Source organism: Streptomyces sp. R33, assembly GCF_041200175.1.
Classification (GTDB): Bacteria; Actinomycetota; Actinomycetes; order Streptomycetales; family Streptomycetaceae; genus Streptomyces; species Streptomyces katrae_B.
This window is the reverse complement of record NZ_CP165727.1, coordinates 8,702,982-8,716,785: the sequence shown is the minus strand read 5'-3', so window position 1 is coordinate 8,716,785 and position 13,804 is coordinate 8,702,982. Positions and strand designations below refer to the sequence as shown.

Here is a 13,804-nt window from a genome sequence, read left to right as displayed (position 1 = left end):
CTCTTCGGCCAGCCGGTCACGGAACTCGCTCAGCACCGAGAAGTCGAAGCCCGCATCGTCCAGCTCCAGGCCCAGGCAGTACTTCCAGTCCAGGCGGCACCGGACGGCCTCTGCCGCCTGCCGGTCGGTCAGATTCTCCGTGTATTGCAGCACCGATACCAGCGCGAGCCGAGCCGGCGACAGACCCCGGCGCCCGTCCGCCGGATACCAAGCAGCGAAGTCCTCGTCGACGAACAACTCGTCCAGGCGGTCACGTATCCACATCGCTGCCGTGCCCCGCGGATTGCTCGCCCGGGCCATCTTCACCGTCAGCGGCGGAATCACCCGACCGGAACCACACCCCATTGCCATCCCGGCCCCCTCCGACCGGCAGAACTACCCCGCTCGACAACAGCAGCACACCAACCGCCAGCACGAAAGCACGTCGAAGGGGGTTCACCCCACCGAGCGAAGATCACCAACAGCATCCAGAAGTTGAGCCAGAACCACAACCCGTGAACAAAGCCAGCTGCGAGACCCCCAGCAGACCGGCAACGGCTTTGGTGGAGCCCTTGTGCTGCTTGACCAGGTACCGCATCTGCGCACCTGCGCTGCGCGGGATCGACCGCGTCCCGACCGCTTGCGCGGCCCGCTCACACCAGGACACCGGAACCACACCGCCACAGTCGTACCGGCGGCACGCACACGACTCCCCCGAGGCCGCGTACGGCACCCCATGCCGGACCACCCCGCCCGCCGACCCTTCCGCAGCAGCACAGGGTGCCCGGAGATCGCTTCCCCCGCGCACGATTGCTTCCCGGGGGTAGGGATGGGCGGCCGTGGTGGTGTGGAAGATGATTAGGTCCCGGCGACCGCGCCGCCGCGCGAGCGGCACGGCGATCCCGGTGCAGCCGCGCACCGCGGGCAGGGGTGGCGCTCGACGTCGTCGGCATCGGCCGGGGCGGGGTCGTGAGGGTCTGCCGCTGGGTTCTCACAACTCGGTTCTCAGGACGGGGTGTCGCCCGCTCGTGAGTGAGAACGGGCTGTGAAAACCATTCCGGTGCCCGTGGGGCCAGCCTCCCACGCCTTCCGTTGATCTTGCTCTCGGAAAGGACCGGTAGTGAGGGGACGCGAGGGTGGAGTTGGGCGATCTGCCTCCGTCGGTGCCGCAGAGCCGATAGCTTGATCATCTGTCGACAGTGGGAAGAGGATTGATCATGGCTAAGAAGAAGACCGAGGCCGTGCCGGGTCTGACCCCGGTCCAGGCCGACGACACCACCAGCAGCAACGGGGAGCAGCCTGCGCCGGCGGGTTCGGGCCTGGTGCTGACTTCCGTGCCGCAGACGCGCGCCGCTGACGCCCGCGAGGAACTCCTCAAGGCAATCGCCAGCGAAGCCACTGCCATCAGCGCGGCCAAGGACAAGGGCAAGTCCTCTGCCGCGCTGGAGGCACTCGCCCGCGCCTACACCCTCGTCGCCACAGGCCAGCCTCAAGCCATCAACGCTCCGGTCGCAACGAGGGCCGGGGAAATCGTTGCGGTCGGCAGTGCCTACGGGTCCCTTACTGTGTAGGTAGGACCTCATCACGATGGCTGTGGCCCCGCTGAAGGCGGGGCCACAGCCATCCTCAGCCCCAGACCTGGTCAGCGAGGAACCGCTTCCGCAAGCGCTCCGCCGAGGAGGTCCAGGGCGTCGTCCACGCGACGCCAGATACCGCACCGTCGCGGTCTTCCGGCTCTCCTCCAGGTCCCGCAGCGTCGGCGCCTTGGAGCCCATCCCGTACCGGGCCAGCCCCGCCATTCGCGCCGCCGACACCACCGGGGTGGGCACCAGGTGCGCCCCGAGTCCACGAACGTACTTGGCCCGCTCCAGGGCGGCCGTCATCGCCGTACCGGACACCCGGACCGGGGGTGTCCGCAGCCGCTCCGGCTCCGAGAACCACTTGCCCTCGGGCACCTTCAGCAGGTCCCGCATCGACTGCCGCAGCTCGTCGGGGACCGCCTCGTCAAGCGTCCACGCCACCAGTGCCGACACACCTTGGCTTTGTCCGCGAGAACGGGGTTCTGGCACACATTTCGTGAGGACGATCAACGACGCTGGAGTTCGTCACCACCCGCAGGCCATGGCGTTCAATCAGCCCAGCCCTCGGTGTTGGAGCAGGATTCGTAGGAGTAGCGGGTATCGCGGTCCCACTCCTCCCCGGTGATTCGCTTGTATGCCCGGTCCGGTGTGTAGAGCAGGGGCTCGGCCCAGATGAGGTCGATGGCGTAAGGAGTGAAGACCGAAGGGTCTTGGAGGACGCTGTCGAACTCGGTGCGGCCGGCGGCGACGACCGCGGCACGGGTGTAAAGGAAGGCGTCATCGGACAAGTCGTGTCCGTACTCCTTGCGGTCCAGCCGGTAGAGCGCCCATGACAGTTGTTCGGCAAAGCCGATGACCAGCGACAACGGGGACTGGGCAAGCCGCTCGGTGAGCGTGGCTGCAAGGAGTTCGGCGTCCGGGTCAGGTTCCGTGGGCCTGCAGTCCTCGATGAGCTGCCAGAAGGCGTCTTCGTTCATGCTGGCGAGCATGCCGCAGCGGTCTGACACTCCTGGCTCCGGGTCACCAGTTTGCTGCGGCTGTGAGAAGGACGCGTTTGCGGAGCAGGGGGAGCTTGGCGCGTCCGAACATCTGGCGTTTGACCATCTTGATCTGATTTACGCGGCCCTCGACGGGGCCGGAGTTCCAGCGTGTGCTCAGGCCCTGGAGCACGGCATCCCAGTCCCTCTCCAGACCGGTGGCGAAGGCATGCAATCGGGGCAGGTCTGCAGTGCGGACGGCGGTGATCCAGTCTTTGAGGTGCTGACCGGAGCGGGTTTGAAGGATCTCTGCGAAGCTGCGGACGTGCTCGTGGAGGGCCTTCAGCTCAGGGCAGTGGGCAAGTAGGGCGACGAACTGTTGGCGTTCTGCGTCAGCGAGATGCTCGGGGTGCCGCATCATCCATCTGGTGATCCGGCGGACTCCTGGTGGTGCGGGTGGGACAACGCGGATGCGTCGGCGGCGCCTCGGCCGCAGATAGTCGCTGATGATCTGGTAACTCCCGCGGTAGCCGAGGATCTGGAGCTCGGCAAGCAGCTGGATGGCGTTGGTGTGTCCTTCGGCCCAGCGATTGTCCAGGTGGGACTTGTAGGGGTCGAGCTGGCTGGCCCGGGGCTGGTGCCTTCCGGTCAGCAGCTGTTCGGGGACTGCCGCGCGGGCGTTCCGGCGGACGGTGTTACCGCCCATGTGCAGTTCCCTGGCGATCTCCCTGATCCCGTGCCCCTGGGCCAGCAGGGCATGGATGGTCGCGTGCCGCTCTCGGATGCGAGCTTCGATCGGCGACATCGTCTTCGTTGCATCCGCGCTGTCGCCATCGCTCGTAGGGCCATCTGAGCTGGTGAAAGCCGTCTTGAGGCACGTGCTGTGGAGTCTGACTGTGGCTTCGACGGCGGTGCCGAGGTTCTGCCAGAGGTGGAAGCGGTCGGCCACTTGGATCGCGTTCGGTGCACCGGTCCGGGCGCCGTCGGCGTAGGAGCCGGCCCGGTCACGACAGATGATCTCGGCGCCAGGATGCTCGCGCAGCCAGCCCGCGAGGGTGGAGGCGTCCCGGCCCGGCAGCAGGTCGAGAGGCCGGCCGGTCTCGCAGTCGATGAGGACAGTGCCGTAGTGGTGCCCGCGACGGGTGGCGAAGTCATCGACACCCAGGACCTTGGGAACGGCCCAGAGCGGATCAGGCACGGCCATGATCGCCCGCAGCAGCGTTGTCCGGCTCGCCCTCGTCTGCAGGACTGCTGCCAGACGGGCCCCGGCCCGGCCTGCAAGGGCAACTGCAACGACTGTAAGGACACGGCGCGAGGCCGGAGTCCTTCTCCCGTACCTGAACGTCAGACCCGCGACCTGCTCAACGAACGTACGACGCCCGCACAAGGCGTTATCGCAGTACAGCCGCCGCACGGTCAGCGCGATCACCACCGGCTGGTCACCGACCGGAGTGTCGGCCAGTCGGCGTTCGTAGCAGCTGTGCACATGGCTCGACGGAAGCTCGCAATCCGGGCACGAAGCCGTGCCATCGAGGGTTCTCGCAACGATGTGCACCACACCGCACTCCGTGAACACCCGCTCCACCAAGACCGACCTGAACTGCGGAAACAGCACCCCTATGAGGTCATCACACCGCACCACGGTCCCAGATGACGCGACGTCACCGTGGCAGAACGCCGGTGATCGTCCTCACGGAATGTGTGCCAGAACCTCTTTCTCGTGAACAAAGCCAGGCCGGCCCGGTCGCTGCGTTTCAGGGGCTCGGACATGACGCGGGGCCATTGCAAGCCAGCGGCCCCGCTACGAGTTCCTGAGATTTGCATTTCAAGGCGTGGGATGCCGCTCCGGCCAGTTACGCCGACTAGCTACGGCCCGGTCTTGGGCGGCGCTCCGACGTCGAATTTCGGATGCGAATCCTCCGTACTGCTCGGAGAAATCGTAGTGATCAACTCTGATTCCCGGCCTGGCGACTAGAGCGAGGAGTCACTCGTGGCCTGCGGCCAGACGGCGTGCGTCCTCCAGGCGGGCCGAGGGGTCCTGCCGCCGCCCATGCGGACATCGTCGACACAGAGGCCTGACCTGCGTTGCAGAGTCTGCAACCCTCCACACTCTGGCCGGTTTCCGGGTCGAGCGGGGTGGGTCGGTTTCACCTTGATCAGGGCCGCTTTCCACGCTTAAGCCCGCCATATTCATGATCAGTGGAACGTCCGTCGATCACCTTCGGATAAATTGGAAACTGCGCAATTTCTGCAACTCTTGATTGCAGAATGTGCAATGCTCAGGATTTCCCCCGGTCGCCCGAGCGAGGCGACCGAAAGGGGTTTTCCAATGCCTGGTATGCGAAATCTGGTGCCCAGCATTCTGTTCGGGGTTAGCGGTTTGGCGCAGGCGTTGGTCGGTGCCCCGGCGTGGTGCATCGTTACGTGTCTGGCCCTGAGCCTGGGCCTTGGCTTGGCACAGGCGGTCTTCCCGCAGGAGTCGGCCGACCGCCTGGCGTGGTGGGAAGGGCGGCGGTCGTACCTGACGCGTCGCAGGCAGCTGCGCAACTCACGGGCAAAGGAGCGCGATGAGCGCAAGGAGCGGGCCCGGCTGCTGCGCCGCAGCGGCAGCTGAAGGTTGCGGGGTGCGGCTCGCAGGAGCCGCACCCCTCGGCGCGGTGGGCCCGGTCCACGGGCCGGGCCCCCGCGTTTCGGCAACTGCTCCCCCCACCATGTGCTGTGGGTCACAATTTGTAGGACCGGGCCGTTCACGGCGTTTGCCCGGAGGGCGAGGGGGAGGCGAGCGATGTCGCAGCCAGAAGAAGCGATCACAGACGCCAGGGTCTACGCAGAAGCACTGCGGGAGGCTCTACAGAAGGGCAAGGCCCAGGGTGCCACCCAAAAGGGCCTCTCCGAGTCGTCGGGGGCGCACACTTCCACGGTGTCGCGATACCTCTCGGGGCAGCTCACGGCTCCGGAAACGTTCGTGAACGAGCTGGTCTCCTACTTGGCCGCTCTGGGCGTTCGCCTGTCCGCAAGCGAGGTGAAGCAGCTCCACGAACGGCGGAGCGCGGCGCAGGAGAAAAGTCTGGAGACCGCGGCCCAGATCGCCTACTGGAAGGAGCAGGTCAAGCAGCTGCAGCACGCCGCGAAGACCGGGTCGAGAGCAGAAGCGGCCTTGTTGCAAGAGGCGGCCGAAGCCAAGGCTGAGCTCGATGTCCTGGTCGGCGACTTGGCTGGTGCGCTGGAGCGTGCCCGTCGGGCCGAGCTTGAGCGCGGCGCCTGGCATCTGGCGACCTTGCAGCAGCGCAAGCGGCACGAGCACACGCAGCGCGAGCTGGCGAGTACACAGGAGGCGGTAGAGCTGCTGCTGCGAGAGATCGAGGTGCTACGCGCGCTCCTGGAGGAGCAGGTCGTCTTCGTAGAGGTGGAGGTCTACGAGCTGCGTAGGCAGCCTGGGTTCGCCAACTACATCATGGAACCGTTCAGGGCAAGGCGCTCCCTGGAGTACCGGAAGGTCGACACCGCGCTGAAGATGTTGCGCATGGAGTTCGATTCCGCACGCCAGTACTACAACCTCGATAACCGCAAGGGCACGGTCCAGATCAGCGAGAAGATCGCAGAACTGACGGGCAATAAGCACTGGATCACGGTTGGCAAGAACGTCGACCACCTCACCACGATCGGCAGCGCTATCTACGCGAGCCAAGAACACGGCTTCGCCGGGACAGACAACAAACCGCCCATGACGCCTACCATCGAAAGCGTCAACTCGTTCGTGGCCGGCGCCGAAACTGTACTGGCACAGATCAAGCACCTGCGGCAACTGACCGTCCTCTGAGCCCGAGTTCAGACCCGAGTCCGCACGTGACGCCGGGCTGGTGATGCTCAAGCCGGCTCCGAAGCATGGGGCGCCATGCCACCTCGCTCACACCGAAGCGGGCCAGATGTCAGGCGGTGGTGCTCCGGCCGGCTCCCACCACACGACCGACCGTGCTGGCTTGAAGCGCTACGGCCCGGTAGCCGGCGCCGGGGCCTCATCGCTCTGGCCGGTCTCGGTGGCACCGATGGCCTGGAAGAGCGCGGGAATGTCGCCCGTGGCGGCCTTGTCGACAGGCCGCCCGACCCCGACCGGAACCGGTCGATCACACCCGAACCTCGCCGAGCACCGCCAACGGCCCCCTGCCCGGAGCGGTCAGCCGGTTCACAAACGTCCCGAACTCTCCGGCGGCCAGCTCAGCCAACGCGTCGGCGTCGTCGGTGGACCAGCCGGACAAACAGTCCTCGCGGGCGGTGGCGCCAGCCTCATAGGCGGCAGCTTCCGCCGCCGCTGACCGCCACCACCGCGCACGGCGCGGGGGTGAACTCCACGGTGCCGCCGCAGCCCGCCGCGATGTCGAGCAGGCGGTCCCGCTCCGCTGCGTCGACTGCCAGGCCCCAGCGGAGCTTCGTCGCGGTCCACTCCGCGCCGTACCGGCACAGGGCATCTCCCGTCGGCGGGAGCCACTGGGACGGGTCCTGGTCCGCCTTCGACCGGTTCGAACGGGCCGAGACCTCCACCAGCGACGCCTCCTGACCGAGATCGTTGGCGTACGCCTCCCGCCGGGCTGGCGTCCACGCCGAGGCTCCAGCTGGCGGGGAGCGTCATTCGAGACGTGCGGTATTCCTCTGCTGTTGTGCTCCCTGCGGGGTGGGCATCCGACCGGGTGGGCATCCGACCGGGTGGTTCATCCGGGGAATCAGTGGACTACCCGTTGCGGGCGGGCTGCCGCCCGCTGGCGTCCGGTATCGGTGGGGTCAGCGGGTGAACTGTCATCCGACATCGTCGCCGGCGAGCCGAGCTTGCCGGCCGGCTTCCCCGTGGAGGGACATATGACGAGCACTGCGGGTTTCGCAAGTTCATCAGTAACGGCCCAGTCGTGGGAACCCCACGTTGAGGACGGCCGGGCAACGGGCGAGGTTCATTGGCTCGTCCAGTCAGAAGACGGCACGATGTCGGGACTGTGGAGGATTGGGCTCGAGGAGGGCGCAGAGTTCCCCTACAAGCCCGAGGCCAGCGACACGTTCCACGCCATCGAGGGTGAGGCGGAGCTGGAAACGCCCGACGGCGAGAAGATCGAGCTCGTCGCCGGGGGTATCTACTCGTTCCCGGCCGGGTTCACGGCCACCTGGAGAACCCGCTCCCCGTTCTTGAAGTTCTTCGTCGTGGCCTAGGAACGGGCCCTGTACGTGGCGCGACGTTTTCCCCCAGGGCAGTCTTGTCGTGGGCCCCGGATGGGCGTACTCAGTGCATCACCCGCAACGCGGTTTCCCAGGTCAGGACCGGGGGCTTCCTGATTTTCCAGGACAAAGCGTGGCGTGCGGCTGGCTGCTGCCCGTTCCCGGATAGTGGCTCGCGAGTCAGGCGAGACGACGGTAAGGGAGCAGATTGTGGCGGCGTCAGATTCTGAAGTGGATGTCGTGATCGTGGGCGGCGGTTTCGCCGGTGTGACGGCCGCGCGTGAATTGTCGGCGCGCGGGCGTCGGGTGGTACTGGTCGAGGCGCGTGACCGGCTGGGCGGCCGGACCTGGACGAAGGACCACGACGGGCATCCGATGGAGTTCGGCGGTACGTGGGTCCACCCGCTGCAGCCTCACGTGTGGTCTGAGATCGAGCGGTACGGGGTCGAGACCGAGACGTTCCCGGTGATGGAGGGGCTGCGGCAGGCGGTGGTGTCCGAGGGCCGCATCGTGGAGTTGTCCGACGACGATGTCGTACGGGCGCTGGAGACGTTCGACCAGTTCTGTGCCCCTGCCGTGGACCTGTTCCCGGAGCCGTTCTCGGAAACGCTGGGCCCGGACCCGGACGGCCTGGCTGACCGGTCGTTGCGTGAGCAGTTCGACAGCTTCAAGGCCGAGCCGGCGCTGCGTGACTGGGTGGAGGGCATGTGCTGCACGATCGTGTGCGGCCCGCTCGATCAGTGCGGCGTGACCGAGGTCTTCCGGATCTATGCCCTGTCGGGGCACGACGCTGCGCAGACTATGGCCGCCGTGTCGGCAACAAAGCTCCTGAAGGGGACACGGGAGCTGATCAATTCCATCGCGGGACAGGCCACCCTGGCCGATATCCGTCTCAACTCGCCCGTGCAGCGTGTCGCCCAGACCGATGACGGAGTGCGGGTAGAGCTGGAGAGCGGCGAGACCGTCAGCGCGCCGACCGCCCTGATCGCGCTGCCGATGAACGTCCTGAACAGCGTGGAGTTCGAGCCTGCCCTGTCCGAGATCAAGCGGACCGCGTCGGCCGAGCGGCACGCGGGCGCCGGCGTGAAGTGCTTCGTCCGCGTCAAGGGCGACATCGGCAACGTGAGCATCGCGGCCCCCGAGCCCCACGCGGTCAACTGGGTGGTGACCTACGCCCACGACCCGCAGGGCTCGTGGCTGATCATGTTCTCCAACAACCCGGACAAGCTGGAGATGACCGCGTTCGACGACGTCCAGGGCATGCAGACTGCGCTGCAGCCGCTCCTGCCGGGCGTCGAGGTGGAAGCCATCGTCGGCTGGGACTGGAGGCACGACCCGCACGCTCTCGGCACGTGGTGCATCTACCGGCCCGGACAGCTGACACGGGTACTGCCGGACCTCCGTACCACCGAAGGACGGCTGTTCTTCGCCGGCAGCGACTCGGTGAGCACGTGGCGCTGCTTCATCGACGGGGCGATCGCGAGCGGCTACTACTCCGCCCGCGACATCGACGGCTATCTGACCGCCGGCGGGACTACGGCCGCCCAAGGCTGAAATCGAACTCCTGGGATTCAGCTGACCGTGCGCTGCTGACGGACATGCCGCCGTACGGGGACGGGTCGGCCCGGCGGTACTGCCCCCAACGAGTGGGCACCGGGCCTGACCCGCGCACGCCATATCGGCACGGGCTGCAGCGACTCTAACCGGGCCCTGCCCGGTGTCCCACCCGCCTTGTGGGCCCCGGGCGGGACGGCCCCGGGCGCTACTGCGGATCATCCGAATCGAAAGGGCCGCTACCCCTTGGTGGGTGGCGGCCCTCAGCCCGTCTGCGTTCGGTCTACGGGGCGGGCGTGAACTCCACGTCCGTGCCGCCGCAGCCGGCCGCGATGTCAAACAGCCGGTCCCGCTCCAGCTCGTCCACCGCGAGACCCCACCGCAGCTTCGTCGCCGTCCACTCCGCCCCGTACCGGCACAGCGCGTCCGCGGACGGCGGCAGCCACTCCGCCGGGTCCTGGTCCGCCTTGCTCCGGTTCGAGCGTGCTGTCACCGCGACCAGGGAGGCCGGCTGGCCCTGATCGTTCGCGTACGCCTCCCGCCGCGCCGCCGTCCAGCCGGAAGCGCCGCTGTCCCAGGCCTCGGCGAGCGGGACCATGTGGTCGATGTCCAGCGCACCGGCCGGCGTCACCTCACGCTCGTCGTAGTACGACCACCAGGTCCCGCCGGTCAGAGTGCAGCCCGGCCCGATCTCCGGGTACACGACCGCCTCGGCCAGGAGGACCTCCTGGCGGGTGTTGCAGCCGTCGGCCGGGACGTCGCCGGCATTCCAGTGCTTGAAGGAGGTCCGCTGGTAGCCGGTCCGGTCCTCCACCGCCAGCGGCAGCGCGGACACCGCGACCCCGATGGGCAACACCTGCGGCACGGCAGCAGCCGGAGCTGGGGCGGCGGGTTGTGCGGCGGCGTGTGCGGCCGTGGGCAGAGACAAGGTCAGGGCGAGAGCAGCGGCGACCGCGGCAGCGGACCGCGTCATGATCATCATGAGCCGGTTGTACCGGCCGCCGCACCGTCAGTAACAGGTCAGCCCGGCCCGGTTCACCCGCCCGAGCACGCCGGTTCACCGGCGAAACGCCACTGCACCCCCGCCCGGTCAGCCGGCGGCCGTCGCCGGACCCTCGCCGAACCGGGGTACGTCTTCGAGCCCAACGTCCAGGCGCAGCCGTTGGAAGCGGAGTGGGTGGCGGTAGATGCTGCCGTGGTCGATGGCGCGGTCGGCGCTGACTTCGGCGACCAGGGCGGGGTGGACGGGGGTGGTGTCGAGGACGTCGCGGCTCCCCCACGTCGCCGAGAAGCGCACGCCCTGCCACGGGTGCCCGGGCGCGGCCGCGGTGAGGTGCTCGGCGACCTGCCGGGCGGCGTCCGGGCGCAGCGGTACGGTCCGGCCGACGGCGCGCAGCCGGCCGTTCTGGTCGTGGCGGCCGAGAACGAGGAGCTGCGGGCGGGTCAGGGTACCGGTGATCGCGCCGACGATCGTCTCCGTGGTGTCGCGCCTTCTGATCTTGGTCCAGCCTCGATATCCGGGCTGGTAGCGGCTGGTCAGGGGCTTGATCAGGATCCCCTCCACCCCGGACACGTCCGTCCAGGACTCCAGCCATTCCCGCGCCTTGGCCAGGTCCGCCGTCTGCGGGCAGAGCGTCCACGGGGCCGTCAGTGCATGCTCGGCGAACAGGTTCTCCAGCAGTGCGCGCCGCTCGACGTACGGGTGGGTGAGGAGTTCCTGGCCGTCGTGCTGCAAGAGGTCGAAGGCGACGAAGTAGGCCGGCCACTTCGCGGCGAGGGCCAGGGCGCCGCGGGCTCGGGCGGCGGCCCGGCGCTGCAACGCCTCGAAGGACAGGCGGCCGGCTTCGGTGTCCCAGACGACCAGTTCGCCATCGAGGACCAGGCCGTGCGGCAACTGCGCGTCGGCGGCTGCCACCAGGTCCGGCCATCGGTCCTGGACCAGCGCTCCGCGACGGGTCTGCACCAGCACGGTGCCGCCGGGGGCGGACGCGGTGAACAGCAGCGCCCGGTGGCCGTCCAGCTTCTGCTCGTAGGCCACCCCCGCCCGCAAAGCTGCCGGGCCCGGCACGGCTTCTGCGGCCTGTGCCAGCATCGGCTCCACCGGCGGTCTGAGCGTCACGGGGCCTCCCTCACGGCTGTCGGCCCCCTCTTCCAGGGTCCGCCCGACCAGCCGGAGGCGGCCCTGCAGGACGGCCGTCGCGTCATCCATCCGAGGGGCTCAGCGGGCCCGTCTAAGGCGTCCTGCGGGGCGTGTGCGGCACGGTGACGGCATGCGTCGCTGGTCCCTTCCTCTGCTCCTTGTCGCGCTGCTCGCGGCCCCGGGATGCGTCACCGTCCACCCCGCACCCACCCAGCCCGCCGAGGCCTCGCCCGTCACGGTCCCGGAAGACCACAAGCACCCCGTCGACCCCCGGCCCGCACGGCCGAACACGGAAGCAGCGCTACCCCTCTCACCCATGCCCGAGTCTGCGGCCCCTTCGGCCGACGCCGTTCCGGAGGCCGGCCGTGCTCCCGCGCCGGCCCGTCCCGCGCCCGCGGCCCGGGAGACGGCCGCCGAGACTCAGCCCGCCCGCCGGGCTCCCGAGCGCAGGGCCGAAGGCCCGGTTCGGCCGCGCCGGACGACCCCGCCCCGGCCCGCCGTGCGCCCCGCCGCCAAGCCCAAGCCCAGGAAGGCGAAGGGGCCGAGCCGTACGCCCGCACCGCACCGCCCGGTACGCGCCCCAGGGGCGGGGGCGGCGGACATGAGGGAGCTGTGCCGCGCCGCGCACGGCGTCACCAGCCCCGCTGTGGCCGCGCTCTGTCACCAGACCTACGGCCGATGACCGGAGCGTGGCGCTCTCGGCATCGCTGATCAGTGGGTCTGCGCTGCGGGCGGCCGGTGGCAGGGTAGGAGTGGGTGATGACCGCTTCTGGTTCTGCCCGTGAGGTGCCGGCGTCGAGTGGGTGGGAGCCCCGCCTGTACTGGCGCTGGATCGTCTACAACTCGATCGCATTCGTCATCGTTCTGAGCGTGGGCATCGCGCTGGCACTCCTCGGAAGTGACGTGCTGCACCTGCGCCTGGCCAGTGGTCACGTGTGGGTGGCTCTGGTGATCGCGACACTGGGAGCTGTGCTGTTCGGGGGCGTCCTCGGCTCGCTGCAGTGGCTGGTCGTGCGGGAGCGGGTGGCCGTTCCCCGCAAGGCGTGGGTGACCGCCAACATCGGCCCGGCGTTGCTGGCCTGGCTGCTGGTGATCATGCCTGCGGTGATCGGCGCCCAGAAGTCGGACCAGGACGTGTCGATGGCCTATCTCCTGGCCGCCAGCCAGAGCCTGGCGCTGGGTCCCCTGCTCGGCCTGTCGCAGTCACTGGTACTGCGCAAGGTCACCAGCCGCTGGGCGTGGTGGATCGGCGCCAACCTGGCCTCATGGCTCATCGTCGACATCGCCCTGCTCCTGTTGTCACGGCTGTCCGGCGACCTCGACGTCCTGCGGGGCGACGGAGCAGTGGCCGAGGTCTACCTCTCCCTCATCGCCACCACGCCACTCACCGGCCGGGCCCTGCTGTGGGTGCTCGCCCCCTCCGCCCTGACCCCGTTGCCCGAGGACCCGTAGCCAGAGCACGGTGCAGGGTCTGCGGCAGGCCCCGCCGCCGGTGATCAGCTGGTCAGGTAGCTGCGCTGTCACGGGAACAGCAGTGTGCCAACCGGATAGGCCGTACATCCTCGGCATCTCCAGGACCGGGCCGTGGGGTGTGAGGTGGTCTGCGGCGGTGAGTTCGGCGGCGTCGCTTCATCTCGCACACGGTGAGGATGACCCAGCAGTACGGGAAGTCGGCCACGTGCCGTCCACACCGGCGCCGCCATGCCGGCGACCCCATGGTGCGCCTGCTGCGCGGCAACCGGTTCACCCGAGAGGCTGGCGGCGGAGCAGGCCCAGCGGAGCACCCAGGCCATCTCCGGTGCGATCGGGGAGGAACCCTTGAACAGGACAAGTGGCCGTAGACAGGCGCTGTTCGCCTCGCTGCGTGCGCTGGTGACAGCCGGCGCACTCGTCGCCTCCTACTACCTGTTGCCGCTGGGTTCGGCCTTCACCGCCGGCCCCGTCCTTGCGCTGGTCGGCGGCATCGCGGTGCTGGCCCTGCTTCTGGCGTGGCAGATCCGCAGGATCACGCTGTCCCCGTGGCCCGGACTGCGCGCCATGGAGGCACTGGCGGTGACCGTCCCGCTCGTCGTACTACTGTTCGCAACGACCTATTGGCTGATGGAGCGCAGTGTCTCGGGCAGCTTCAGCGAAGAACTCTCGCGGACCGATGCGCTGTATTTCTCCATGACCGTGTTCAGCACGGTCGGGTTCGGAGACATCACCGCGCGCAGCCAAACCGCCCGGCTGCTCACCACGGGGCAGATGACGGTCAACTTCCTGTTGGTCGGCGTGGCAGCCCGGCTCCTGCTCAACGCGGTTCAGGAAGGCAGGCGGCAGCGGGACCGGTCGGCAGCCGGTGGGGACGATGCCCCACCCGCCGCCCGGTGAACCCG

General features: G+C 68.6%; 12 protein-coding genes and 1 pseudogene. 7 read left to right on the top strand and 6 right to left on the bottom strand.

The window, feature by feature from the left end; all coding sequences use genetic code 11:
- The coding region (locus AB5J51_RS40355) for a transposase (protein WP_369780176.1) at window positions 1-351 on the bottom strand (351 nt) is incomplete at its 3' end.
- A gap of 845 nt (window positions 352-1,196) precedes the next feature.
- On the opposite strand from AB5J51_RS40355, the gene AB5J51_RS40350 reads away from it, so the two are divergent.
- A complete protein-coding gene (locus AB5J51_RS40350; protein WP_369780175.1) occupies window positions 1,197-1,550 on the top strand; it encodes a hypothetical protein in 354 nt (117 codons plus the stop codon).
- 557 nt (window positions 1,551-2,107) lie between these two features.
- On the opposite strand, the gene AB5J51_RS40345 is transcribed toward AB5J51_RS40350, so the two are convergent.
- Together AB5J51_RS40345 and AB5J51_RS40340 are read right to left on the bottom strand one after the other, a co-directional pair.
- On the bottom strand, window positions 2,108-2,536 hold the full coding sequence (locus AB5J51_RS40345; RefSeq protein ID WP_369780174.1) for a DUF4240 domain-containing protein: 429 nt from the start codon (window positions 2,534-2,536) through the stop codon (window positions 2,108-2,110).
- Window positions 2,537-2,579: 43 nt separating this feature from the next.
- Window positions 2,580-4,094, bottom strand: coding sequence for an ISL3 family transposase (locus AB5J51_RS40340; protein WP_369780173.1), 1,515 nt, complete (start codon window positions 4,092-4,094; stop codon window positions 2,580-2,582).
- Window positions 4,095-4,874: 780 nt separating this feature from the next.
- Here AB5J51_RS40340 and AB5J51_RS40335 point away from each other — a divergent pair.
- Window positions 4,875-5,150, top strand: a complete 276-nt coding sequence (locus AB5J51_RS40335; RefSeq protein WP_369780172.1) for a hypothetical protein — start codon at window positions 4,875-4,877, stop codon at window positions 5,148-5,150.
- A 171-nt stretch (window positions 5,151-5,321) separates the two neighbouring features.
- Window positions 5,322-6,356, top strand: a complete 1,035-nt coding sequence (locus tag AB5J51_RS40330; RefSeq protein ID WP_369780171.1) for a hypothetical protein — start codon at window positions 5,322-5,324, stop codon at window positions 6,354-6,356.
- Window positions 6,357-6,820: 464 nt separating this feature from the next.
- Here AB5J51_RS40330 and AB5J51_RS40325 read toward each other — a convergent pair.
- Window positions 6,821-7,147 (bottom strand): annotated as a pseudogene (locus AB5J51_RS40325) (hypothetical protein); the annotation flags it as partial.
- 240 nt (window positions 7,148-7,387) lie between these two features.
- Between AB5J51_RS40325 and AB5J51_RS40320 the strand changes: the two are divergent.
- Complete coding sequence (locus tag AB5J51_RS40320; RefSeq protein WP_369780170.1) at window positions 7,388-7,729, top strand: cupin domain-containing protein; 342 nt, start codon at window positions 7,388-7,390, stop codon at window positions 7,727-7,729.
- Window positions 7,730-7,873: 144 nt separating this feature from the next.
- Window positions 7,874-9,289 (top strand): flavin monoamine oxidase family protein, encoded by a 1,416-nt coding sequence (locus tag AB5J51_RS40315; protein ID WP_369780169.1) that lies wholly within the window; start codon window positions 7,874-7,876, stop codon window positions 9,287-9,289.
- A gap of 283 nt (window positions 9,290-9,572) precedes the next feature.
- On the opposite strand, the gene AB5J51_RS40310 is transcribed toward AB5J51_RS40315, so the two are convergent.
- Window positions 9,573-10,271, bottom strand: a complete 699-nt coding sequence (locus AB5J51_RS40310) for an HNH endonuclease family protein (protein ID WP_369780168.1) — start codon at window positions 10,269-10,271, stop codon at window positions 9,573-9,575.
- Window positions 10,272-10,379: 108 nt separating this feature from the next.
- Window positions 10,380-11,408 (bottom strand): ATP-dependent DNA ligase, encoded by a 1,029-nt coding sequence (locus tag AB5J51_RS40305; protein ID WP_369780167.1) that lies wholly within the window; start codon window positions 11,406-11,408, stop codon window positions 10,380-10,382.
- Window positions 11,409-12,188: 780 nt separating this feature from the next.
- Here AB5J51_RS40305 and AB5J51_RS40300 point away from each other — a divergent pair.
- Window positions 12,189-12,881 (top strand): hypothetical protein, encoded by a 693-nt coding sequence (locus AB5J51_RS40300; RefSeq protein ID WP_266793912.1) that lies wholly within the window; start codon window positions 12,189-12,191, stop codon window positions 12,879-12,881.
- A gap of 249 nt (window positions 12,882-13,130) precedes the next feature.
- Complete coding sequence (locus AB5J51_RS40295; RefSeq protein ID WP_369780166.1) at window positions 13,131-13,799, top strand: potassium channel family protein; 669 nt, start codon at window positions 13,131-13,133, stop codon at window positions 13,797-13,799.
- Window positions 13,800-13,804: the final 5 nt, after the last annotated feature.